We start from the raw sequence: 22595 nt of genomic DNA, 5'->3' as shown, positions 1-22595 counted from the left end.
CGGGGGCTCCGGGATCCTCTCTCAGGCGCCCGCGCGCCCTCCGCCGAGCGCGGCGCGCCCGGCCTCGAGCCTGGCCACCGGCACCCGGAACGGCGAGCAGGAGACGTAGTCCAGGCCGACCTCGTGGAAGAAGTGCACCGAGTCGGGGTCGCCCCCGTGCTCGCCGCAGATGCCGAGCTTGAGGTCCGGCCGGGCCGCCCGGCCGCTCTCGGCGCCGATCCGCACCAGCCGGCCGACGCCGTCCCGGTCCAGCGACTCGAACGGCGAGATGCCGAAGATCCCCTTGTCCAGGTACTGGTGGAAGAACGCGGCCTCGACGTCGTCGCGGGAGAAGCCCCACGTCATCTGGGTGAGGTCGTTGGTGCCGAACGAGAAGAACTCGGCGTGCTCGGCGATCTCGGCGGCGGTCAGCGCCGCGCGGGGCACCTCGATCATGGTGCCGATCAGCGGCCGCAGGTCGATGCCGCACTCCTCGCAGACCTCGGCGAGCACCCGCTCGGACTCCTCGCGGATGGCCTCCAGCTCCTGCACCGCGCCCACCAGCGGGATCATGATCTCCGGCCGCGGATCGCCCCCGGCCTGCTTCCGCTCGCAGGCGGCCTCGGCGATGGCCCGCACCTGCATGGCGAACAGCCCGGGCACCACCAGACCGAGCCGCACGCCCCGCAGGCCCAGCATCGGGTTGGACTCGTGCAGGCGGCGGACCGCGGTCAGCAGCCGCAGATTGCCCTCGTCGGGTTCGCCGCGCTCCTCGGCCAGCGCGACCCGTACCGACAGCTCGGTGAGGTCGGGGAGGAACTCGTGCAGCGGAGGGTCCAGCAGCCGAACGGTGACCGGCAGCCCGTCCATCGCCTCGAAGATCTCCAGGAAGTCCTGCTTCTGCAGCGGCTCCAGGGCGTCCAGGGCGGCCTGCCGTTCCTCGTCGCCGTCGGCCAGGATCAGCTTCTCGACCAGCTTCCGGCGGTCGCTGCCGAGGAACATGTGCTCGGTCCGGCACAGGCCGATCCCCTGGGCGCCGAACCGCCGGGCACGGGCGGAGTCCTCGGGGGTGTCGGCATTGGTGCGGACGTCGAGCCGCCGCTTCTCGTCGGCGTGGGTCAGGATCCGGTGGACGCTCCTCACCAGGTCGTCGGCGTCGTCGTGCTCCGGGTCGAGCTCGCCCTCGAAGTAGCGGACCACCGACGAGGGCTCCACCGGCACCTCGCCAAGCCACACCTTGCCGGTGGAGCCGTCGATGGAGATGACGTCGCCCTCGCGGACGACGGTGCCGTCGGGCGCGGTGAACTCCTTCGCCCTGGTGTCGACCCGCAGCTCCTCGGCGCCGCAGACGCAGGTCTTGCCCATGCCCCGGGCGACGACGGCGGCGTGCGAGGTCTTGCCACCGCGGCTGGTCAGCACCCCCTCGGCGGCGATCATGCCGGAGAGGTCGTCGGGGTTGGTCTCCCGGCGGACCAGGACGACCTTCTCACCACGGTCGGCCCACTGCGCCGCTGCCTCGGAGCTGAACACGGCCCGGCCGACGGCCGCACCGGGCGAGGCGTTCATGCCCTGCGTCAGCTGCTGGGCGTCGCCCCCGGAGACGAACCGCGGGAACATCAGCTGGGCGAGCTGGTCACCGGTGACCCGGCGGACCGCCTCGTCCATGTCGATGAGCCCCTCGTCGACCAGCTGGGTCGCGATGCGGAACGCCGCCCCCGCCGTCCGCTTGCCGACACGGGTCTGCAGCATCCAGAGCTTGTTGCGCTCGATGGTGAACTCGATGTCGCAGAGGTCGCGGTAGTGCGACTCCAACCGCGACATCGTTGCCATCAGCTCGTCGTAGGCGCCCTTGTCTATGGTCTCCAGGTCCGCCAGCGGCACGGTGTTGCGGATGCCGGCGACGACGTCCTCCCCCTGCGCGTTCTGCAGGTAGTCCCCGTACACGCCCTGCTCGCCGCTGCCCGGGTCGCGGGTGAACGCCACGCCGGTGCCGGAGTCCATGCCCAGGTTGCCGAACACCATGGCGCAGACGTTCACGGCGGTGCCGGCGTCGCTGGGGATGCGCTCGCGACGGCGGTAGATGATCGCCCGGTCGGAGTTCCAGGAGTCGAAGACGGCGTTGATCGCGAGATCCATCTGCTCCCGCGGGTCCTGCGGGAAGTCCTGGCCGGTGTGCTCGCGCACGATGGCCTTGAACCGGACGACGACGTCGCGCAGGTGCTCGGCGTCGAGATCCAGGTCCAGATCGGTGCCCTGCTCCTCCTTGGCCGCGTCGAGGGCGTCGTCGAAGAGTGCGCCGTCGATGCCCAGCACGGTCTTGCCGAACATCTGGATCAGCCGGCGGTAGGAGTCCCAGGCGAAGCGCTCGCTCCCCGACTGCGCCGCCAGACCCTGGACGGAGTCGTCGTTGAGGCCGACGTTCAGGACCGTCTCCATCATCCCCGGCATGCTCGCCGCGGCACCGGACCGGACCGACACCAGCAGCGGGTCGACCGGATCGCCGAGGGTCTTCCCCATCGACTTCTCCAGCGCCGCCAGGTGCCCGCTGACCTGCTCGTCCAGCTCCGGCGGGGTGCTCCCGTGCTCCAGGTAGTACCGGCAGGCGTCCGTGGTGATGGTGAAGCCGGGCGGCACGGGCAGACCCAGGTTGGTCATCTCGGCCAGGTTGGCGCCCTTGCCGCCGAGCAGGTCCTTCTGGTCCCTGCTGCCCTCGCTGAAGTCGTAGACCCACTTCCCGTCAGCCACCCGTACCTCCGCATCCGTCAGCCCTCCGGGGCCGATCCGCCAGAGGAGACAATGCCGCGCGGAGCAGACGTCCTAAACGTCCACCCCGCCGACGTCCGTCGATCCTGGCGTACAAGAGCAGCCGGCGCGAGCCCTGGCCGCGGTGGCGCCGGTCGGGGTCAGTCGATCCCGCAGATGCGCGGGCCGTCCTCGTTGACCACGGCGAGCTGTGCCGATCCGCCGTCGTCCCAGCGGACGGTCACCTGCTGCACCCGGGCGCCCTCGCCCGGGTCGTCCTCGACCTCGACGATCTCGGCGTCCCCCGGGCGCGAGTACTCGGCCTCCATGCCGGTGCCGTCCAGCCGACCGCGCTCGTCCTCGCACAGCAGCCCGTACGCCGTCTCGGTGTCCCCGTTCGCGAGCGCCGCCAGGAACACCCCGGTGACCTCGGTGGCCTGGTCGGCGGGCCCGCCCCGGACCAGGTACAGGACGCCGACCATGCCGACGGCCACCACCACGGTGCCCACCAGGCCGCCGATCAGCCAGCCCTGCCGGGCGCGCGGCGTGCCGGTGTGCAGCGGCGCGGGGTCGTCGTCGTAGAGGAAGGGGCCCTGCGTCATCCGCCGCTCGTCTCCAGTTCTGCGCCCACGGGTGGGCGGGGGTCGTCCCGGTCGGCGAGCCAGCCCTCGGGAAGGGCGACGGGGCGGGGGGTGCTCGTCCGGCCGCGCGGCGCACCGAGGACGGCGGTCGGGTACGGCTGGTCGGGGATGCCCGAGAGCAGCCCGGCCAGCTCGTCGAGGCTGCTGACCATCGCCAGCGCCCGGCGCACGTCCCCGCCCACGGAGAAGCCCTTGAGGTACCAGGCGACGTGCTTGCGGAAGTCGCTGCAGCCGTGGCGCTCGCCGTGCTCCTCGGCCAGCAGCGTGGCGTGCCGGTGCATGATCGCCGCGACCTCGCGGAACGTCGGCAGCGCTCGCCGCGCCTGCCCCGCGAAGGCGGCGGCGAGGTCGCCGAACAGCCAGGGCCGCCCCAGGCAGCCGCGGCCGATCACGACGCCGGCGCAGCCGGTCTCGGCGACCATGCGCAGCGCGTCGTCGGCCTCCCAGATGTCGCCGTTGCCGAGCACCGGGATGTCGACGGCCTCTACGAGCCGCGCGATCGGTGCCCAGTCGGCGGTGCCGCTGTAGAGCTGGTCGGCGGTCCGGCCGTGCAGCGTGATCGCCGCGGCGCCCTCGTCCTGGGCGATGCGGCCGGCGTCGAGGTAGGTGACGTGGTCGGCGTCGATGCCGATGCGGGTCTTGATGGTGACCGGCACGTCCTTCGCGGCGCGCACGGCCTCCCGGACGATGTCCCGCAGCAGCACGCGGTGCCACGGCAGCGCCGAGCCGCCGCCCTTGCGGGTCACCTTCGGCACCGGGCAGCCGAAGTTCAGGTCGATGTGCGCCGGCCGGGTGCCGGCGACGCCCTCGTCGACGAGCATCTCCACGGCGCGGCCGACGGGCGCCGGGTCGACGCCGTACAGCTGGACGGAGAAGGCGTCCTTCTCGTCGGCGGTCGCGCGGATCATCCGCAGCGTCTTGTCGTTCCGCTCGACCAGCGCCCGCGTGGTGATCATCTCGCAGACGTAGAGGCCGGCCCCGAACTCACGGCACAGCGTGCGGAAGGCCGGGTTGGTGATGCCGGCCATGGGCGCGAGGACGACGGCGGGGTCGACGGTCAGCGCACCCAGCCGCAGCGGCGGCAGGGGCGCCGTCGTCGTCGGCTCGAGCGTGGCGGTCACGGTACCCAGAGTAGGCGGCGACCGCCGTCACTCGGACCTCCGCCGCCCGGCCGGGTGAGCCGCCAGCAGGCTCGAGCCGCCTGGTCGCCAGTCCAGCCGCGCCACGACCCGGGTCGACGGTCGGCGGCGCGACTCGAGCCCCACGCCGTCCCCAGGCCGGCGCCGGCCCACAGATCGGGCAGGGCGCGTCCCGGAAATGGCTGGCTGCCCGACGGTCGTCCCGTGACCACGCACCTGCACGTCCCGCTCGCCGTCGACGAACCCGCACGGCGGCGCCTGGGCATCTTCACCACCGCCGACCTCGCCGCTCGGGGCGTGACCGAGCGCGAAGTCGGGACGGCGACCCGCACGGGCGCGTGGGTGCGACTGCGCACCGGTGTCTTCGTCAGCGCCGCGGACCTCGCCGAGGTGGAGCGCACCGATCGTCGACCGGGCCTGGAGGCGCTGGCCGTCACGACCGCCCTGGCCCGTCCGTCCGCCGTCCTCAGCCGGGACAGCGCGGCCTGGGTGTGGGGGCTGCCCCGCCCGTTCCCGGCTCCGGTCGCCGTGCACCTGACCGATCCGCACCACTGGCGCCGGGGACGCGGCTGGCTGATGACCCGGGCTGCGCTGCCCGACGACGACGTCACCGTCCGCGGCGCCTACCGGGTGACGACGGTGGCACGCACGCTGGTCGACGTCGCCAGGGCCTGGCCGGAGATCCACGCCGTCGCCGCCGTCGACGCCGCCCTGCTGCGCGGCCTGACGACCCACGACGACGTGCGCCGCGTCATCGACCGGCAGGTGAACGTGCCCGGGATCCCGCGTGCCGGCCGCGCGCTGGGCCTCGCCGACGGCCGGGCTGAGTCGTGGCTGGAGACCTGCGGCCGGCTGACGTTCGCCGCGCTCGGGCTGCCGCCGTTCGTACCGCAGGTGGAGCTGCGTGTCGACGGTCAGCTGGTGAAGGTGGTCGACGGCTGGTACCCCGGGGCCGCGGTGGCGGTGGAGTTCGACGGCCGGATCAAGTACCGCCGACCGCAGTTCGGCCGCACCGCGGAGCAGGAGCTGTGGGAGGAGAAGCGCCGGGAGGATCTGCTCCGCTCGGTCGGGGTGCGGTTCCTCCGAGTCTTGTACGAGGACCTCAACGGGGGGCGTCGACGACTGGACCGGTCGGCACGGCGGCTGCTCGCCGTCCCCGGCCCCGAGGTGCGGGAGTTCCTGGCGGTGCCGCGGCCCGCGGGCCGCGCGCGCGGTCACGACGCTGGGGACGACGGATGGCTCGCCCGGGTCGAGGACGGCGTCGGCCGACCGGGTTGAGCCGCACCGGCGCCCCGGAAGCCGCGCCGTGGCGCGGCGCACCGGTCGGCCGTGCGGGTTGACCCGCCGCACGGCCGACCGGCTTCACCGGTGGGACGACACGAGCTCAGAACGGGTAGACGCGCGGCTCCACCTGCATGCTGATCCAGCGCAGCTCGGTGAAGGCCTCGATGCCGGCGAGCCCACCGAACCGCCCGTACCCACTGTCCTTCACACCACCGAAGGGCATCTGCGCCTCGTCGTGCACGGTGGGCGCGTTGATGTGGCAGATGCCGGACTCGATCCGCCGGGCGACCTGGAACCCGCGTGCGGCGTCGCGTGTGAAGACGGCGGCCGACAGCCCGTAGGCGCTGTCGTTGGCCGCGGCGACCGCCTCCTCCTCGCTCGCGACCCGGGTGATCGTGACGGCCGGGCCGAAGATCTCCTCGTGGAAGATCTCCATGTCCGGCGTGACGTGGTCGAGCACCACGCCGGGCATGATCGTGCCCTGCGGCTCGCCCTTGGTCAGGACCTTCGCGCCCTTGGCGACGGCGTCGTCCACCAGTCGCTGGATGTGCTCGACGGTGCTCGTGCCGATGACCGAGCCGAGGACGACGTCGCCCGTGCGCGGGTCGCCGATCGGCAGCGACTCCACCCGGGCGACCAGCTTCGCGACGAACTCCTCGGCGATCGACTCGTCGACGATGATCTTGTCGGTCGACATGCAGACGTGGCCCTGGTTGACGAAGCCGCCGAAGGTCGCCCCCTGGACGGCGGCGTCGATGTCGGCGTCGTCGAGGACCAGGAGCGGGTTCTTGCCCCCCAGCTCGAGCAGCGCCGGCACGAGGTGGCGCGCGCAGACCTCGCCGATGATGCGGCCGACCCGGGTGGAGCCGGTGAAGTTGAGCCGGCGGACCGCCGGGTGGGCCACCATCGCCTCGGTCACCTCGGCGGCGTCCTCCGGGGCCACGGTGATGACGTTGACGACGCCGTCGCCGAGGCCGGCCTCGATCAGGATCTCCCCGAGCAGCATGTGCGTGGCCGGCGAGAGCTCCGAGCACTTGAGGACGACGGTGTTGCCGGCGGCGAGCGGGAAGGCCACCGCGCGGGTCGACAGGATGACCGGCGCGTTCCACGGCGCGATGCCGATCACCACGCCCGCCGGCTGGCGGATGCCCATGCTCAGGCTGCCGGGGACGTCCGAGGGGATCACCTGCCCGCCCACGTGCGTGGTGAGACCCGCGGCCTCCCGCAGCATGCCCGCGGCGAGGTGGACGTTGAAGTGCCCCCAGCCCGCGGTCGCGCCGCACTCGGCGGCCATCCGCTCGACGAAGCGGTCGGTGTTCACCTCGAGGAGGTCGGCAGCCTTCAGCAGCAGCCGCCGGCGCTCGCCCGGCGTCGTCGCCGCCCACTTCTGGAACGCCGATGCCGCGGCGTCGACGGCCCGGACGGCGTCCTCCACCCCGGCGGCCGGCGAGCGCGTCACGGCCTCGCCGCTCACGGGGTTGGCGCGGTCGAAGGTCCGGCCGCTGGTGGCCGTCCGCTTCTCGTCACCGATGAGCAGGCTGGTCTCGAACACGGGGAACTCCTCCTACTGGGTCGCGGGGTGAGGGGGCCTCCGGCGTCGGTCAGCAGCCGGGGAGCCGGGCCGCGAGGTAGGACTCGACCTGGTCCAGCGCGACGCGCTCCTGGCTCATCGAGTCGCGCTCCCGGATGGTCACGGCCTGGTCCTCGAGGGTGTCGAAGTCGACGGTGAGGCAGAACGGCGTCCCGACCTCGTCCTGGCGCCGGTACCGACGGCCGATGGCGCCGGCGTCGTCGAAGTCCACGTTCCAGTTCCGCCGCAGCGCAGCGGCCAGGTCGCGGGCCTTGGGCGAGAGGTCGGCGTTGCGCGACAGCGGCAGGACGGCGGCCTTCACCGGCGCCAGGCGCGGGTCAAGCTTGAGCACCGTGCGGGTGTCGACGCCGCCCTTGGCGTTCGGCGCCTCGTCCTCGGTGTAGGCCTCGACGAGGAACGCCATGAGCGAGCGGGTGAGCCCGGCCGCCGGCTCGATGACGTACGGCGTCCAGCGGGTGTTGCTGGCCTGGTCGAAGTAGGACAGGTCGGTGCCCGAGTGCTGGGTGTGCGTGGACAGGTCGAAGTCGGTGCGGTTCGCGATCCCCTCCAGCTCACCCCACTCCGAGCCCTGGAAGCCGAAGCGGTACTCGATGTCGACGGTGCGCTTCGAGTAGTGCGACAGCTTCTCCTTCGCGTGCTCGTAGTGCCGCAGGTTGTCCGGGGAGATGCCCAGGTCGGTGTACCAGCGGGTGCGCTCGTCGATCCAGTACTGGTGCCACTCCTCGTCGGTGCCCGGCTCGACGAAGAACTCCATCTCCATCTGCTCGAACTCGCGGGTGCGGAAGATGAAGTTGCCCGGGGTGATCTCGTTGCGGAACGACTTGCCGATCTGGCCGATGCCGAACGGGGGCTTCTTGCGCGCGGCGCCCATGACGTTGGCGAAGTTCACGAAGATGCCCTGCGCGGTCTCCGGGCGCAGGTAGTGCAGCCCCGACTCGTCCTCGACCGGGCCGAGGTAGGTCTTGAGCATCATGTTGAAGTCGCGCGGCTCGGTCCACGCGCCCTTCGTGCCGCAGTTCGGGCAGGCGATGTCGGCCAGCCCGTTCTCCGGGAGCCGGCCCTTCTTCGCCTCGAACTCCTCCTCGAGGTGGTCGGCGCGGAACCGCTTGTGGCAGCTCTGGCACTCGGTCAGCGGGTCGGTGAAGACCCCGACGTGGCCGGAGGCGACCCACGTCTGGCGCGGCAGGATCACCGAGGAGTCCAGGCCGACGATGTCGTCGCGGCTCTGCACGACGGTGCGCCACCACTGGCGCTTGATGTTCTCCTTGAGCTCGACGCCCAGCGGGCCGTAGTCCCAGGCGGAGCGCGTGCCGCCGTAGATCTCCCCGGACGGGAACACGAAGCCCCGTCGCTTGCAGAGGTTGACGACCTTGTCGAGGCGGGCGGCGTCGTGCTTGGCGGTGCTCACGCGGAGAGGCTCCATCCGGCTGGCGGTCGGCGGTTGACCTGCCCACGGTAGTTGGCCGGTCGTGCGGCGCTCTCAGTCGGTGGCCGCATCCGGTCGCCCGGGCGTCTCCGGGCAGAACAGCAGCGTGAGCGAGGCCCGGATCTCGGCGTGCCGCACGAGGAAGGCCCGCTCGTCCAGTCGCTTGCGCCGCAGCCAGCCGGTGACCTCGTCGTTGCACTTGCTGGCGTTGCAGGGGCCGCAGGCCGGGACGACGTTGCCGAACGTGTACCGCCCGCCCCGAGAGATCGGGAGCACGCAGTCGCGCTGCAGGGGCCCGGCGGCTCCGCAGTACGCGCACCCGCCCCAGGCGTGCGACAGCGCAGCCCACTGGGCATCGGTGAGGTCGTGCTCGACGGCGTCCATGCGGCGCTTGCGCCGACGGGCGTACCGGGCGGTGCGGGTGCGGCTGACCACGGCCGAACCGTAGGCGCTGCCCGTCAGTCGGTGAGGTAGGCGCCCGGCTCGTCGAGGGCGTGCACCCAGACCGGCGCTCCGGCGACCTTGACCTCGGCCGCGGAGAGACCCCGCCGGTAGGCGCCGACCCCGTCCCAGCGGGTCACCAGCGCCCAGAGGGTCGGGTCGTCGGCGGCCCGGCCCAGCTCGCCGCCGCGGAAGCCGGGCCGGGCCGCGAGCGCCGCCAGCAGCCCGGCCACCGCGTCGGCGAGCGCGCCCGCCTCGTCCGCGGCCACCCGCAGCCGTGTCACCGCGAACATGCGCGCTCCCCCGTCCGGTCCACGCCCGGCATCCTCCGTCATCGTCCCGCCGGGTAGGCACCCCGCCGGTCAGCGGAAGTCGCAGACCGTCCCGTCGGCGCCGACGTGGACCAGCAGCAGGAAGGGTGCGCCGTCGTCGAGCTCCAGGGTGAACGAGGCCAGGTCGGTGGCGGACTCTTCCTGGTGCTCGACCCCGTCGAAGGTCCCGCTGGTGAAGCCCTGGCCGCCGAGGGTGACGCTGTAGAAGTAGTCACCCAGCACCTGCGCCGGGTCACCACCGGCCGCGGCGTCGACCGCCCCCTCCTGGACCTCCACGCAGGAGAGGTCGAACGCGTTCCGGAAGTCGCCCTGGCCCATCGCCTCCACCCAGGCGAGGGCGACGTCGCCCGAGCCGGCGTACCGGCCCTCCTGCCCGGGAACGGGCTCGGCTCCCCGCGCGCCCCCGGGCAGCTGACCCGTTCCGCCGAGGGGCGCCGACGGGGACCGGCTCGGCTGCGTGGCAGGCCCGCTGGTCCCGCCCGCCGGCTGCTCGGCGCTGCGCCGTTCGGCGTCGTCCCCGCGCAGCAGGACGACCAGCAGGAAGCCGAGACCGGCGATCAGCAGCACCGCGGCACCGATCAGCCACGGGAGCAGCGTGCGCTTCCGCGGGCGGTCGGCCGGCGGCACGCCGGGCCCGCCGTACGGGGGCGGGCCGTAGGGCGGTGGTCCGGACGGTGGTGGCCCGCCGTGCCAGTGCTGCTGGCCCGGGGGCGGATGCTGGCCCGGGGGCTGGTGCCCGTAGGGCGGCGGCCACCCGCCGCTCTCGCCCGGCACCGGAGCGGCCGGGAAGGGCCCGGTCGGCGGCGTCCAGGCCGTCGCCCCGGAGCCGTCGGCCGGACCGTGTCCCGGCCGGCCGGCCGGGTCGGGTGGGCCGGCGGGCTGGTCACCGGTCGAGGGGTGGGTCATCGTCTCCGCTTCCGCTCGGCGCCGCGGCCGGCGGGCTGCCCGGCTGAGCGGAAACGGTACGGCCGCATGGCGTCAGGCGGAACCGAATCGGCGCTGCCGGGAGGCGAACTCCTCGCACGCGGCCCACAGGTGCCGGCGGTCGAAGTCGGGCCACAGCGTGTCGAGGAAGACGAACTCGGCGTAGGCCGACTGCCACAGCAGGAAGTTGCTGGTGCGGTTCTCCCCCGAGCTGCGCACGAACAGGTCGACGTCCTCCATGTCCGGCTCGTCGAGGAACCGGGCGACGGTGGACTCGTCGATCTTGTCGGGGTTGAGCCGCCCGGCCGCGACCTCGCGGCCGATCGCCGCGGCGGCGTCGGCGATCTCGGCGCGGCCGCCGTAGTTGACGCACATGGTCAGGGTCAGGACGTCGTTGTCCTGCGTGAGCTCCTCGGCGATCTCGAGCTCCTTGATGACGCTGCGCCACAGCCGCGGACGCCGCCCCGCCCAGCGCACCCGCACCCCGAGCTCGTGCATCTCGTCGCGGCGCCGGCGGATCACGTCGCGGTTGAAGCCCATGAGGAAGCGGACCTCCTCGGGGCTGCGCCGCCAGTTCTCGGTGGAGAAGGCGTAGGCGCTGATCGCCTTCACCCCCAGCTCGATCGCGCCCTCCACGCAGTCGAAGAGCGAGGACTCCCCCGCCTCGTGCCCGGCGGTGCGGGGCAGCCCGCGCTGCTTGGCCCACCGGCCGTTGCCGTCCATGACGAGTGCGATGTGCCGCGGGACCTTGTCCTTCGGCAGCTGCGGCGGGCGCGCGCCGGACGGGTGCGGATTCGGCGCCTTCACCTCACGCCTCATGCAGCAGGCTCATCTCCCGGCGGGGCGCCGACTCGGTCCGGTCCACCAACGGCAGCGAGCGCAGCCCGCGCTCCAGGTGCCACTGCAGCAGCGCGGCGACCAGCCCGCTGCCCTCCCGCCGGTTGATGCCCTGGCTGGCCTCGGCCCGGGTCCAGTCGCCGGTGAGCAGCGCGTCGAGCAGCTCGATGGTGACCGGGCTGGGCATCGCCGAGCCGGTGGGCCGGCAGGCCGGGCAGACGGTGCCGCCGGCGGGCACCGAGAAGTGCCGGTGCGGTCCGGCCTCGCCGCAGCGGGCGCACTCCGCGAGCGCGGGCTCCCACCCGGCCACCGACATCGCCCGCAGCAGGAACGCGTCGAGCACCAGCGGCGCGGGGTGCGCCCGCTCCCCCAGCGCCCGCAGCGCGCCCACCACCAGCAGGAACAGCCGCAGCGAGGGCTCCTTCTCCTCCGCGGTGAGCCGGTCGGCCGTCTCCAGGACGGCGGTGCCGGCGGTATAGGCCGGGTAGTCGGCCACGACCTCCTGGCCGTAGGACCGGATCGACTCGGCCTGGCTGACGATGTCGAGGTTGCGGCCGGTGTAGAGCTGCAGGTCGACGTGGGTGAACGGCTCGAGGCGGGCACCGAACTTGCTCTTGGTGCGGCGCACGCCCTTGGCCACCGCCCGCACCTTGCCGTGCCGGCGGGTGAGCACGGTGACGATCCGGTCGGCCTCACCCAGCTTCTGGGTGCGCAGGACGATGCCCTCGTCCCGGTAGAGCGCCTTCGGGGTGTGCGCGCTCATGCTCAGTACCCCAGCCGGTTGAGCTTCTTCGGGTCGTCCTGCCACTCCCCGAGGACGGTGACGTGCAGCTCCAGGTGCACGCGGGCGTCCAGCAGCGTCTCCATGCCCTGGCGGGCCTCGGTGCCGATCGCCTTGATGATCGAGCCACCCTTGCCCAGCAGCATGGGCTTCTGGCTGGGCCGCTCGCAGTGCAGCAGAGCGTGCACCTCGACCAGCTCGCGCCCGGGGGACTTCGGGTCGGGGCGGCGGTGCAGCTCCTCGATCGTCACCGCCAGGGAGTGCGGCACCTCCTGGAACACCTTCTCCAGCGCGGCTTCCCGGACCAGCTCGGCCAGCTGGCGCTCGGTGTCCTCGTCGGTGGTCTGCTCCTCCGGGTACAGCGGCGGCCCCTCGGGCAGCAGTCCGATCAGCAGGTCCTCCAGGAGCTCGACCTGTTCGCCCTTCACCGCGCTCACGGGCACCACCTCGGCGGCCTCGACCAGCTGGCTGGCCGCCATGAGCTGCTCGGCGACCTGCTTCTTGCCCGTGGCGTCGGTCTTCGTCACCACGAGCACGATCGGGGCCTTCACCTCCTGCAGCTGGCGGGCGATGAACCGGTCCCCGGTGCCGACGGGCTGGTCGGCCGGGACGCAGAAGACGACCACGTCGACGTCGGAGAGGGTGTCGCGGACGACGTCGTTGAGCCGGCGGCCGAGCAGGCTCTTGGGCTTGTGCAGGCCCGGGGTGTCGACCAGCACGACCTGGCCGCCGGGCCGGTGGACGACGCCGCGGATGGCGTGCCGGGTGGTCTGCGGGCGGTTGCTGACGATGCCGACCTTCTCGCCGACCATCGCGTTGGTCAGCGTGGTCTTGCCGGCGTTGGGACGCCCGACCAGCGCGACGAAGCCACTGCGGTACGGCTGGTCAGGGTCGGTCACGCGGGCAAGTCTCCCACCGGCGACCGACAACGCCGCGCGGCGGAGTCCGACGCGTGGCGCCGCGATCCCCGGGATGCCCCGTCAGGACCAGGGGCGGCCGATCCGGTCGCGGCGGGCGGCGTCGAGCCGGCCGAGGACGCGCACGCCCGCCAGGACGTCCCCGGCCAGCCGCCGGCCCGCCGCGGACCAGGAGTCCGCCGGCTCCCGGCGGTCCCCGCCCGCCGGCCGCCCCAGCGACCGCAGGACGAGCACCAGCAGGAGCAGGAAGAGCAGCGTCGCCACACCGTCGACCCTCGGCGCTCCCCGCCCGCGGCGGAAGCGGCGGGAACGACTGCGTGCGCAAGAAACCTGCCAGCGTCCGGCCGGCACACCGCGGACGCGCACGATCGGCCGGCTGGGATGATCGGGGGCGTGCCAGGACGTCAGCGGAACCGGTCGCGCCCACCCCGGGCGGCGGCGGACCGCGCCCGGCGGCTGCACGTCGAGCAGGTGCGCGGCCACCGGTTCGTGGCCGGCTGGGGCCCGAAGCGCTCGGCGACCGTCGTCCCCGCGCCGCTGCGCTACTGGCAGTACCGGCCCGGAGGTCCGTTCGCGGCCGGTGCCGCCGTGCTCGTCGTCGTCCTGTGGCTCGGCCTGTTCGGCTGGGTCGGCGGCTGGCCGGCCGTCCGCGAGGAGCTGCCGCTGGCGCTCCTCGCCGGCCTGGCGGTGTACCTGCTGAACACCCGCCGGGTGACCGTCTCCGACCACGGGCTGTCGTTCGACGTGGCCGGGAGCCGCACCGATCCGGAAGCCGTCGTCCCGTCCGCGCTGGTGCAGGAGGTACGCGTCGGCCCCGCTCCGGCGGACTGGCCCCGGCCGGAGAAGCGCGGCGGGTGGTGGCCGGGGCGCAACCGGATCGCCGTCCGGTACCTGGGCGACGACGGCGAGCAGGCGCTCACCCTGTGGGTGCGCGACCCGGCGGCGTTCGCCGACGCGCTCGGGATCCCGCTGACCCGCTAGACCGAGCTGCGCAGGATGCCGTCGGGGCCGGCCAGGTGCACGGGGGCGCCGGCGGCGAGGTCGCGGACGGCGGCCAGCCCGGCCGGCTCCACGGCCTCGGCCGCGGAGACGACGACGGCGGCCTCCAGCCCCTCGACCCCGCTGGAGACGGCGGCCGCGACGGCGGCCTGGAGCGCGGTGAGGGTCAGGGAGGGCAGCGCCACGCTCGCCGCGACGTAGGTTCGGCCGTCGGTGTCGCGCACCGCGGCGCCCTCGGTCGCACCGGCGCGCGCCCGCGCCGACCGGGCGAGCGTGACGAGCTTCGCGTCCTCGGGGTGCAGATCAGCCACCGAATCAGTCTCCTACCGGTCGGTCCAGCCCTCTCACAGGCGCCCGGTGCGAGCCTGCGAGCAGTGGGGGGTGGGAGGGTCCTTCCTCAGCCTTCCACCACGCCCGCCGGCTGTTCCGCCCGGGTGGCCCCCGAGGGCTGCTGCTCGTCGGCGGCCTCCTCGCCGTCCTCCGACGGCTCGGGCAGCCGGCAGACCAGCAGGGTGTCGATGCGGTTGCGCCGCCCACCGGTGCTCTCGGCGACCAGCCGCAGTCCCCCGACCTCGGCCGCCGCCCCCTCGATCGGCACCCGCCCCAGCTCGCGGGCGAGCAGCCCGCCGACGGTCTCCACGTCGTCGTCCTCGGGCAGCTCCACCCCGGGGAACACCTGGGCGAGGTCCTGCACCGGCAGCCGGGCGGTGACCCGCGCCGAGCCGTCCTCCAGCTGCTCGATCTCCGGCCGCTGGAAGGCGTCGTGCTCGTCGGCGATCTCCCCGACGATCTCCTCCAGGATGTCCTCGATGGTGACCAGGCCGGCGAACCCGCCGTACTCGTCGACCACGATCGCGATGTGGATGCGCTGCGCCTGCATGTCCCGCAGCAGCTCGTCGACCGGCTTGGACTCCGGCACGAACGTCGGCGGGCGCATGAGCTCCTCGACCTTGGGCCCGCTGCGGTCCGGCAGGTTCTGCGACCGGCGGACCAGGTCCTTGAGGTAGACCACGCCGACCACGTCGTCGACGTTCTCGCCGATCACCGGGATCCGGCTGAAGCCGCTGCGCAGCGCCAGCGCCAGCGCCTGGCGCACCGTCTTGGTGCGCTCTATCCAGACGACGTCGGTGCGTGGGACCATGACCTCGCGGGCGATCGTGTCGCCCAGCTCGAACACCGAGTGGATCATGTTGCGCTCGCCGGACTCGACGACACCGCGCTCCTCGGCCATGTCGACCAGCTCGCGCAGCTCGACCTCCGAGGAGAACGGGCCGTCCCGGAAGCCGCGCCCGGGGGTGATCGCGTTGCCGACCAGGATCAGCAGGCTCGCCACGGGCCCGAGCACCCGGCCCAGCAGCCGGACGACCCCGGCGGAGGCCAGCGCCGTCCCGTAGGCGTGCTGGCGGCCGAGGGTGCGCGGCCCGACGCCGACGAGCACGTAGCTGACCACCGTCATGACCCCTGCGGCGGCCAGGACCGCCTGCAGCGTGCTGTCCCACAGGTCGAAGAAGAGCAGCGCCACGATGACCGCGGAGACCATCTCGCAGACGATCCGCAGCAGCAGGAGCAGCGAGACGTGCCGCGCCCGCTCGGCGACGATCTCCTCCAGCGCCGCCGCGCGCTTCACCCCGTCCCGGCGCAGCTCCTCGACGCGGGCCTTGGAGACCCGCTGGAGAGCCGCCTCCATCGCGCCGAACAGGCCGGCGAGCGGAACCAGGCAGATGGCGATCACCAGGGTGGTGATCGCGCCGGTACTCATCGGGAACCGGTCTCCTGACCCGTCGGCGCGCCCGTCACCGGCTCACGGGGGGCCGCCCGCCAGGCGTCGATGAGCTTCGTCTGGAGGCCGAACATCTCCTTCTCCTCGTCGGGCTCCATGTGGTCGTAGCCCAACAGGTGGAGAACGCCGTGGGTGGCCAGCAGCACCAGCTCGTCGTCCATCGAGTGCCCGGCGGCCCGGGCCTGACGGACGGCGACCGCGGGGCACAGCACGATGTCGCCGAGCAGCGCGGGCCCCGGCTCGGGGTCGTCGGGCCGGCCGCCGTCGAACTCGTCCATCGGGAAGGCCAGCACGTCGGTGGGGCCCTTCTCGCCCATCCACCGCTCGTGCAGGCTGCTCATGTAGTCGGGGTCGACGCAGAGCACCGAGAGCTCGGCCATCTGGTTGATCTTCATCTCGCCGAGCACGAAGCGGCAGACACCGGCCAGCTCGGCCTCGTCCACGGCGATCTCGGACTCGTTGGACACCTCGACGGGCACGGCGGTCAGCTCCCCTGCCGGCGCGGTCGGGAGGTGCGGACCGGTGGCGCGCCGGCGGCCGATCGGCTGGTGGGTGACTGACGGGTCGCGTCCCAGCGCTCGTACGCGTCGACGATGTTGCCGACCAGCCGGTGGCGGACGACGTCGGAGCTGCTCAGGTTGGCGAAGTGCACGTCCTCGATGCCGTCGAGGATCTCGCGGACGATCTTCAGCCCGCTCTGCGCACCACCGGGCAGGTCGACCTGCGTGACGTCACCGGTGACGACGATCTTGGAACCGAAGCCGAGCCGGGTGAGGAACATCTTCATCTGCTCGGCGGTGGTGTTCTGCGCCTCGTCGAGGATGACGAACGCGTCGTTCAGCGTCCGGCCACGCATGTAGGCCAGCGGGGCGACCTCGATCGTGCCCGCCTGCATCAGCCGCGGGATCGACTCCGGATCGACCATGTCGTGCAGCGCGTCGTACAGCGGCCGCAGGTAGGGGTCGATCTTCTCCGAGAGCGTGCCGGGCAGGTAGCCCAGCCGCTCACCCGCTTCGACGGCGGGGCGGGTCAGGATGATCCGGTTGACCTGCTTGGTCGTGAGGGCCTGCACCGCCTTGGCCATCGCCAGGTAGGTCTTGCCGGTACCCGCCGGGCCGATGCCGAAGACGATCGTGTGCTCGTCGATCGCGTCGACGTAGCGCTTCTGGTTCAGCGTCTTCGGCCGGATGGTGCGGCCGCGCCGGCTGATGATGTCCAGGCTCAGCACGTCGGCGGGGCGCTCGGCGCCGCCGGCCTTGAGCATGCCGATGACCCGGCGCACCGAGTCGGGCCGGAGCACCTGGCCCGTGCCGAGCAGGGCGATCAGCTCGTCAAAGACCCGGACGGCGAAGGCGTTGTCGGCCGGCTGCCCGGTGACGGCGATCTCGTTGCCGCGCACGTGCACGTCGGCGGCGAGCTCTGCCTCCACGAGCCGGAGCAGCTCGTCGCCCGAGCCGAGCAGGGAGACCATGGACACGCCGTCGGGCACGGCGATGGTGGCCCGCACGGGCGGGGGGACGGCGCCTGCCGGCGTACCGGCGGGCGCGGCGGACGGAGCGACGAGCGTGCCGTCCGCCGTGGCGGCCTGCGCCGAGGCCTCACGCGACGTGGGAGCACTTGGCACGGGGACGTTCGGGGAGGTGTCGGGCAAGAACCCTCGACCCTGCCTTCCTGCGACGGCGAAGTGCGGGGGGACCCGCACTGGTGACCGTTCGACTCTACCCGCGCCCGGACCCCCGAACCCCGGCTCGCCCGAAGGGGTCAGCGCCCCCGGTAGGTCGCCTTGCCCGGGCCCTCGGTGAGGAACGAGGCGACGGCGCCGCGGAGGTCCTCGGTGGCGAAGAGCGGACCGGAGATCTCCGGCACCAGGGCGTCGGCGGCGCGGGCGCCCTCGCGGACGGCGACGGTGGCCAGCCGCTTGGTCGCCGCGTGCGCCACGGTGGGGCCGGCCGCGACGCGGCGGGCGTACTCCCGCGCCGCCTCGGCGAAGCCCTCGTCGGGCAGCACCCGGTTGACGACGTTCCAGCGCTCCAGGACGGCGGCCGGGTAGCGCTCCCCCGTGTAGATCAGCTCCTTGGCCCGGGCCGGCCCCGCCCGCTCGGCCAGCCGCTGCGGGCCGCCCATCGACGGGGTGAGCCCGACGACGATCTCCACGAGCCCGAACGACGCCTTCTCCGCCGCCAGCAGGATGTCGCAGGAGAGCGCCAGCTCGAAGGCCGCGGTCAGGCAGAGCCCGTGGGCGGCGAACACGGTGGGCACCGGCAGGTCCTCGAACGCGTTGGCCACGCGCAGCAGCCGGGCCCACAGCTCACCGCCGCGCTCCGCCGGCTCCGGCCCCTCGGCGATGTCGCGGAAATAGGTGACGTCCACCCCGCCCGAGACGACCTTGCCGCGCGCCTCGACCAGCACCGCACGGGCCCGGTCGGCCCGGGACGGATCGGTCAGCGCGACCAGCTCGCCCGCCACCGTCTCCATCGCGTCGAAGGTCGCGGCGTCGAACAGGTTCAGCGGCGGGTTGTCCAGGACGACGACGGCGACGTCACCGTCGCGCTCGACGCGGAGGGGTGCGGTGGGATCGGCCATGCCCTCACCCTCTCAGCCCACCCCGCGGGCCGCAGCGACGGCCGTCCGGGAGGGCGGCTGCTCAGCCGGGCGGCCAGCCGAGGTCGCGGCCACCCAGGACGTGCAGGTGGACGTGGTGGACGCTCTGCCCGGCCTGCGGACCGGTGTTGGTGACGAGGCGGTAGCCGGGTGCGGCACCGCCGTCGGTCACCAGGCCCTCCCGGGTGGCCACCGCGTGCGCCCCGGCGACCACCTCGCCGAGCAGGGCCGGGTCGGCCGTCACCAGAGCACCGACGGTCGCGTGGTGCTCCTTGGGGATGACGAGCACGTGGGTCGGGGCCTGCGGGTTGATGTCGCGGAAGGCGAGCACCCGGTCGGTCTCGTGGACGACGTCGGCGGGGATCTCGCCGGCGACCATGCGGCAGAACAGGCAGTCGGTCACGCCCCGACCCTAGGAGGACCCCCGTGCTCACCACCACTCGCTGCGCTCGCGGCGGGACCCGGCACGGGGGCCGTTCCAGGACGTCACCTGCTCCCCACCACTCGCTGCGCTCGCGGCGGGACCCGGCACGGGGGCCGTTCCAGGACGTCACCTGCTCCCCACCACTCGCTGCGCTCACGGCGGGACCCGGCACGGGGGCCGTTCCAGGACGTCACCTGCTCCCCACCACTCGCTGCGCTCACGGCGGGACCCGGCACGGGGGCCGTTCCAGCGCGTCGGCCGTCAGCCGCCGCTCTCGACCCCGAGGTACGCCTGCACGATCCGCTCGTCGGCGAGCAGCTCGTCGGCCGGCCCGGAGTGCACCACCTCCCCGCTCTGGAGCACGTACCCGTGGTCGGCGGCGCGCAGCGCCCGGCGGGCGTTCTGCTCCACCAGCACCACCGTGGTGCCCGAGGCGCGGATCTCCTCGATCACGCGGAAGACCTCGTCGACGATCTTGGGCGCCAGCCCCATCGACGGCTCGTCCATGAGCATGACCGTCGGCCCGGCCACCAGGGCACGGGCGATGGCGAGCATCTGCTGCTCGCCGCCGGAGAGCGCTCCGGCCGGCAGCGCCCGGCGCTCGGCCAGCACCGGGAACCGGTCGTACATCGCGTCGACGGAGCGCGCGCCGCTGGCCCCGGAGTGCCACGTGCCCATCTGGAGGTTCTCCTCGATGGTGAGCGTGGCGAGGATCTGCCGGCCCTCGGGCACCTGCACGAGGCCCCGCCCCACCAGCTTGTGCGCCGGGGTGCGGGTGATGTCCTGGCCCTCGAACGTGATCCGCCCACCTGCCGGCCGCAGCATGCCGGAGACGGCGTTGATGACCGAGGACTTGCCCGCCCCGTTCGCCCCGACGAGGGTCACCAGCGAGCCCCGCTCGGCTCGGAAGCTGACGCCCCGGACGGCCTCGACCCGTCCGTAGGTCACCCGCAGGTCCTCGACGGTGAGGATCGGATCGCTCATCTCGCATCCCCCGGGGTGGTGTCGGGCGTGTCCAGGGTGCCGGCGGCACCTGGTCGCACGTTGGCGACGGCGTCCGGTGGCACGGCGTCGTCGCCGGCCGCGGTCGGGTCCACCTGGGTGCCATCGGCGATCGAGCCACCACCGTCGTCGTCCCCGGCCGAGCCCAGGTATGCCTCGATGACCACCGGGTCGGCCGCGACCTGGTCCGGCGCGCCGCTGGCGATCACCTCGCCGAAGTTGAGGACCACGACCCGGGTGCAGGTCTTCAGGACCATGCCGACGTTGTGCTCGATGAACAGGATGGTCAGCCCGTCCCGCGCCAGCGACCGGATCAGCTCGGACAGCCGCTCCGCCTCGACGCGGTTCATCCCCGCGGCCGGCTCGTCGAGGATCAGCAGGGAGGGATCGGAGGCGAGCGCACGGGCGATCTCGAGCCTGCGCTGGTCGCCGTAGGAGAGCGCCTCCGCCCGGCTGGCGGCGAGCTCGGTGAGCCCGACGCGCTCCAGGCAGCGGGCCGCCTGGCGCAGCGCGGCCCGCTCGTCCCGCCGCGCCGACGGCAACCAGAGCAGCCGCCGCAGGAAGGTCGGCCGGCTGACCAGGTGAGCCCCGACCAGCACGTTCTCCAGCGCCGACAGCCGGTTGAACAGCTTCGAGTGCTGGAACGTGCGGCTCACGCCCGCCGCCGCGATCCGGTGCACCGGCGTGGCGCCGATCGTCGTCCCGAGCACCGTCGCACTGCCGGAGCTGGGTGGGACCAGCCCGCTGATCATGTTCACCAGCGTCGTCTTGCCGGCTCCGTTGGGGCCGATCAGGCCGACGACCTCGCCGGCCCGGATCTCCAGGTCCACGCCCCGGACGGCGTGCACCCCGCCGTACTCCTTGCCCAGGCCGGCGAGGGTGACCACCGGATCCCCGGCCGTCGGGTGGCGACGGGCGGCGAGACCGGTGGCGTCGTCGTCGACCCCGCCGGAGGGCATCCGGGTCCGGCGCGGGATCAGGCTGGCCAGGCCACCGGGCAGGAAGAGGATGACGACCAGCAGGAGCAGGCTGGCGAGGAACGGCCGGATCCAGCCGGCCTCCACGCCGACCGCCCGCTGGAGCTCGGGGACGATCGTCTGGAACCCGCTGCCCAGCAGCGGCCCGAGGAACATCGTGGATCCCCCGACCACCGCGGTGACCAGTCCCTCCACGGCCGCCGTGAAGTCGAAGTCGTTGGGGGCGATGAGCCGGACGTAGTAGGCGTAGAGGACGCCGTACAACCCGGCGACCGCGCCCGCGGTGACGAACGCGGCGAGCCGGTGGCGCCCCACGTCGATGCCCATGGAGCGGGCGGCCAGCTCGTCCTCCCGGATGGCCTCCAGCGCGCGGCCGTAGCGCGAGCGCCCCATCCGCCAGAACCAGTACGCGACCAGCGCGAGCGCGGTCCAGGCCATGCCGACGGTCAGGACCCGGGGGACCCCCAGGCCCTGCGCGCCGCCGGTCCACTCCTGGTTGAGCAGGACCACGCGGACGGCCTCGGCGAACCCGAGGGTGGCGATCGCCAGGAAGACCCCGCGCAGGTGCATGGTCGGCAGGCCCAGGACGACGGCGCCGAGCGCGCCGACGGACATGCCGATCGCCACGGCGATCAGCAGCGCGGGGACCTCGCCGACGTCGGCGCCGGCGGGTGACAGGTAGGCACCGGAGAACGCCGCCAGGGAGGCGAAGCCCGCCTGGCCGAGGCTCAGCTGCCCGGCGATCAGGACGGCGTAGAAGGAGTAGGCGAAGATCGCCCCGAGGGCGATGAAGGTGAGCGTGGTGGCGTACTGGCCCAGCATCAGACCTCCCGGACCTTCCGCGCGCCGAGCAGCCCCTGCGGGCGCAGCAGCAGGATCACGAACAGCAGGCCGAAGGCGATGACGTTCACCCACGACGAGCCGATGTACTGGACGGCGAACACCTCGGCCAGGCCCAGCAGCAGCCCGCCGATGAGGGCGCCGGGCAGCGAGCCCATGCCGCCGACGATGATGACTGCCAGCCCCTTGAGCTCGATGGCCGCGCCCATGCCCAGCTGGGCGGTGTTCACGTTGATCGCGAACAGCACGCCGGCGACCGCGCCGAGCGCCGAGGAGATCGCGAAGGTGACCGCGGTGACCCGGTCGACGTTCACGCCGAGCACCCGCGCCGCCGTCGGGTTCTCGGCGACCGCGCGCATCCCCCGGCCCAGCCGGGTGCGGGTGACCATGTAGGTCAGCGCCACCATCAGGGCGAGCGAGACCGCGAGGATGACCACCTGCACGAGGGTCACCTGGGCGCCGAACACCTCGAACCGGGTGTCGGGGAACGAGCCCGGGGGGAATCGGCGGGTGTCCGGGCCGTAGCGCCACTGCAGCAGCGCGATCAGCATGCCGGCGAGCGCGATCGAGGAGATCAGCCCGGCGAAGTGGGCGTCGGCGCGGCCCTTGAGCGGCCGGAACGCCACCCGCTCGATCACCAGCCCCAGGACGGCGCCGAAGACGAAGACGATCGGCAGCGCGGCCCAGAGGGACAGCCCGCCCCGCTCGACCAGCTCGATGCCGACGAAGGCGGAGGCCGCGAAGACCGCGGGGTGCGCGAGGTTCAGCCGGTCGAGGATGCCGAAGACCAGCGTGAACCCGATGGCGAACAACGCGTAGATGGAGCCGATGAAGATGCCGTTCAGGAGCTGCTGCACAGAGGTGCCTGTTCTCGTCGTGGGTGCCCGGGCACGGTAGCCGACACGCCCGCCGGGGCCCGGTCCGAGGACCGGGCCCCG

At 73.3% G+C, this 22595-nt stretch carries 23 protein-coding genes; 2 read left to right on the top strand and 21 right to left on the bottom strand.

The features are described 5' to 3' along the window. Positions 1-21 precede the first annotated feature (21 nt). From ppdK to dusB, 3 genes are all read right to left on the bottom strand, one after another. A complete protein-coding gene (gene ppdK / locus ACI79Q_RS08465) occupies positions 22-2724 on the bottom strand; it encodes a pyruvate, phosphate dikinase (RefSeq protein WP_456613027.1) in 2703 nt (900 codons plus the stop codon). 158 nt (positions 2725-2882) lie between these two features. After that, positions 2883-3323 (bottom strand): Rv0361 family membrane protein, encoded by a 441-nt coding sequence (locus tag ACI79Q_RS08460; RefSeq protein WP_456588922.1) that lies wholly within the window; start codon positions 3321-3323, stop codon positions 2883-2885. After that, the gene (gene dusB / locus ACI79Q_RS08455) at positions 3320-4483 is read right to left on the bottom strand and encodes a tRNA dihydrouridine synthase DusB (RefSeq protein WP_456614527.1); all 1164 of its coding nucleotides are present in this window, start codon (positions 4481-4483) and stop codon (positions 3320-3322) included. Before dusB ends, ACI79Q_RS08460 begins: the two co-directional genes overlap by 4 nt. 222 nt (positions 4484-4705) lie before the next feature. Here dusB and ACI79Q_RS08450 point away from each other — a divergent pair, with 222 nt between their 5' ends. Beyond that, positions 4706-5779: a type IV toxin-antitoxin system AbiEi family antitoxin domain-containing protein gene (locus ACI79Q_RS08450; RefSeq protein ID WP_456614526.1), complete on the top strand. Its 1074-nt coding sequence runs from the start codon at positions 4706-4708 to the stop codon at positions 5777-5779. A 106-nt stretch (positions 5780-5885) separates the two neighbouring features. On the opposite strand, the gene ACI79Q_RS08445 is transcribed toward ACI79Q_RS08450, so the two are convergent. From ACI79Q_RS08445 to ACI79Q_RS08405, 9 genes are all read right to left on the bottom strand, one after another. Beyond that, complete coding sequence (locus ACI79Q_RS08445; RefSeq protein WP_456599129.1) at positions 5886-7337, bottom strand: aldehyde dehydrogenase; 1452 nt, start codon at positions 7335-7337, stop codon at positions 5886-5888. A gap of 49 nt (positions 7338-7386) precedes the next feature. Next, complete coding sequence (locus tag ACI79Q_RS08440; protein WP_456588918.1) at positions 7387-8784, bottom strand: glycine--tRNA ligase; 1398 nt, start codon at positions 8782-8784, stop codon at positions 7387-7389. Between the two features lie 72 nt (positions 8785-8856). Further along, positions 8857-9237, bottom strand: a complete 381-nt coding sequence (locus ACI79Q_RS08435) for an HNH endonuclease (protein ID WP_456588917.1) — start codon at positions 9235-9237, stop codon at positions 8857-8859. A 23-nt stretch (positions 9238-9260) separates the two neighbouring features. Beyond that, the gene (locus ACI79Q_RS08430) at positions 9261-9536 is read right to left on the bottom strand and encodes an antibiotic biosynthesis monooxygenase (protein WP_456588916.1); all 276 of its coding nucleotides are present in this window, start codon (positions 9534-9536) and stop codon (positions 9261-9263) included. Positions 9537-9605: 69 nt separating this feature from the next. Beyond that, positions 9606-10481 (bottom strand): hypothetical protein, encoded by an 876-nt coding sequence (locus ACI79Q_RS08425; RefSeq protein ID WP_456614525.1) that lies wholly within the window; start codon positions 10479-10481, stop codon positions 9606-9608. 72 nt (positions 10482-10553) lie between these two features. Further along, entirely contained in the window at positions 10554-11318 is a 765-nt protein-coding gene (locus ACI79Q_RS08420) for an isoprenyl transferase (protein ID WP_456588914.1), read from the bottom strand. Then, the gene (gene recO / locus ACI79Q_RS08415; RefSeq protein WP_456588913.1) at positions 11308-12099 is read right to left on the bottom strand and encodes a DNA repair protein RecO; all 792 of its coding nucleotides are present in this window, start codon (positions 12097-12099) and stop codon (positions 11308-11310) included. The genes ACI79Q_RS08420 and recO overlap by 11 nt, the downstream gene beginning before the upstream one ends. 2 nt (positions 12100-12101) lie before the next feature. Beyond that, positions 12102-13016, bottom strand: coding sequence for a GTPase Era (era, locus tag ACI79Q_RS08410; RefSeq protein WP_456588912.1), 915 nt, complete (start codon positions 13014-13016; stop codon positions 12102-12104). 81 nt (positions 13017-13097) lie between these two features. Further along, positions 13098-13298: a hypothetical protein gene (locus ACI79Q_RS08405; RefSeq protein WP_456588911.1), complete on the bottom strand. Its 201-nt coding sequence runs from the start codon at positions 13296-13298 to the stop codon at positions 13098-13100. Positions 13299-13427: 129 nt separating this feature from the next. On the opposite strand from ACI79Q_RS08405, the gene ACI79Q_RS08400 reads away from it, so the two are divergent. Further along, positions 13428-14015 (top strand): hypothetical protein, encoded by a 588-nt coding sequence (locus ACI79Q_RS08400; RefSeq protein WP_456588910.1) that lies wholly within the window; start codon positions 13428-13430, stop codon positions 14013-14015. Here ACI79Q_RS08400 and ACI79Q_RS08395 read toward each other — a convergent pair. From ACI79Q_RS08395 to ACI79Q_RS08355, 9 genes are all read right to left on the bottom strand, one after another. Further along, on the bottom strand, positions 14012-14344 hold the full coding sequence (locus ACI79Q_RS08395; RefSeq protein WP_456588909.1) for a cytidine deaminase: 333 nt from the start codon (positions 14342-14344) through the stop codon (positions 14012-14014). The genes ACI79Q_RS08400 and ACI79Q_RS08395 overlap by 4 nt on opposite strands. A gap of 86 nt (positions 14345-14430) precedes the next feature. Beyond that, on the bottom strand, positions 14431-15792 hold the full coding sequence (locus tag ACI79Q_RS08390; RefSeq protein WP_456588908.1) for a hemolysin family protein: 1362 nt from the start codon (positions 15790-15792) through the stop codon (positions 14431-14433). Further along, positions 15789-16292, bottom strand: coding sequence for an rRNA maturation RNase YbeY (gene ybeY / locus ACI79Q_RS08385; protein ID WP_456588907.1), 504 nt, complete (start codon positions 16290-16292; stop codon positions 15789-15791). The genes ACI79Q_RS08390 and ybeY overlap by 4 nt, the downstream gene beginning before the upstream one ends. A gap of 5 nt (positions 16293-16297) precedes the next feature. Further along, positions 16298-17320 (bottom strand): PhoH family protein, encoded by a 1023-nt coding sequence (locus tag ACI79Q_RS08380; protein WP_456588906.1) that lies wholly within the window; start codon positions 17318-17320, stop codon positions 16298-16300. Between the two features lie 254 nt (positions 17321-17574). Then, positions 17575-18396, bottom strand: a complete 822-nt coding sequence (locus ACI79Q_RS08375) for an enoyl-CoA hydratase/isomerase family protein (protein WP_456599127.1) — start codon at positions 18394-18396, stop codon at positions 17575-17577. A 61-nt stretch (positions 18397-18457) separates the two neighbouring features. After that, positions 18458-18817, bottom strand: a complete 360-nt coding sequence (locus tag ACI79Q_RS08370) for a histidine triad nucleotide-binding protein (protein WP_456588904.1) — start codon at positions 18815-18817, stop codon at positions 18458-18460. A gap of 282 nt (positions 18818-19099) precedes the next feature. After that, positions 19100-19822, bottom strand: coding sequence for an ABC transporter ATP-binding protein (locus ACI79Q_RS08365; RefSeq protein ID WP_456599126.1), 723 nt, complete (start codon positions 19820-19822; stop codon positions 19100-19102). Then, a complete protein-coding gene (locus ACI79Q_RS08360; RefSeq protein ID WP_456614524.1) occupies positions 19819-21639 on the bottom strand; it encodes a branched-chain amino acid ABC transporter ATP-binding protein/permease in 1821 nt (606 codons plus the stop codon). The genes ACI79Q_RS08365 and ACI79Q_RS08360 overlap by 4 nt, the downstream gene beginning before the upstream one ends. Beyond that, positions 21639-22514: a branched-chain amino acid ABC transporter permease gene (locus ACI79Q_RS08355; RefSeq protein ID WP_456591300.1), complete on the bottom strand. Its 876-nt coding sequence runs from the start codon at positions 22512-22514 to the stop codon at positions 21639-21641. Before ACI79Q_RS08355 ends, ACI79Q_RS08360 begins: the two co-directional genes overlap by 1 nt. Positions 22515-22595: the final 81 nt, after the last annotated feature.

This window comes from Blastococcus sp. SYSU DS0828 (genome assembly GCF_054050975.1).
Note: the sequence above shows the minus strand (reverse complement) of the source record. Positions and strands in the feature narration are given on the sequence as shown.

Bases quoted from the DNA above. Each gene is read 5' to 3' on its own strand.
- ACI79Q_RS08460 (WP_456588922.1), bottom strand. From the start codon at position 3,323: ATGACGCAGGGCCCCTTCCTCTACGACGACGACCCCGCGCCGCTGCAC.
- ACI79Q_RS08430 (WP_456588916.1), bottom strand. From the start codon at position 9,536: ATGTTCGCGGTGACACGGCTGCGGGTGGCCGCGGACGAGGCGGGCGCG.
- ACI79Q_RS08425 (WP_456614525.1), bottom strand. From the start codon at position 10,481: ATGACCCACCCCTCGACCGGTGACCAGCCCGCCGGCCCACCCGACCCG.
- ACI79Q_RS08420 (WP_456588914.1), bottom strand. From the start codon at position 11,318: ATGAGGCGTGAGGTGAAGGCGCCGAATCCGCACCCGTCCGGCGCGCGC.
- recO (WP_456588913.1), bottom strand. From the start codon at position 12,099: ATGAGCGCGCACACCCCGAAGGCGCTCTACCGGGACGAGGGCATCGTC.
- ACI79Q_RS08390 (WP_456588908.1), bottom strand. From the start codon at position 15,792: ATGAGTACCGGCGCGATCACCACCCTGGTGATCGCCATCTGCCTGGTT.
- ACI79Q_RS08375 (WP_456599127.1), bottom strand. From the start codon at position 18,396: ATGGCCGATCCCACCGCACCCCTCCGCGTCGAGCGCGACGGTGACGTC.
- ACI79Q_RS08365 (WP_456599126.1), bottom strand. From the start codon at position 19,822: ATGAGCGATCCGATCCTCACCGTCGAGGACCTGCGGGTGACCTACGGA.
- ACI79Q_RS08360 (WP_456614524.1), bottom strand. From the start codon at position 21,639: ATGCTGGGCCAGTACGCCACCACGCTCACCTTCATCGCCCTCGGGGCG.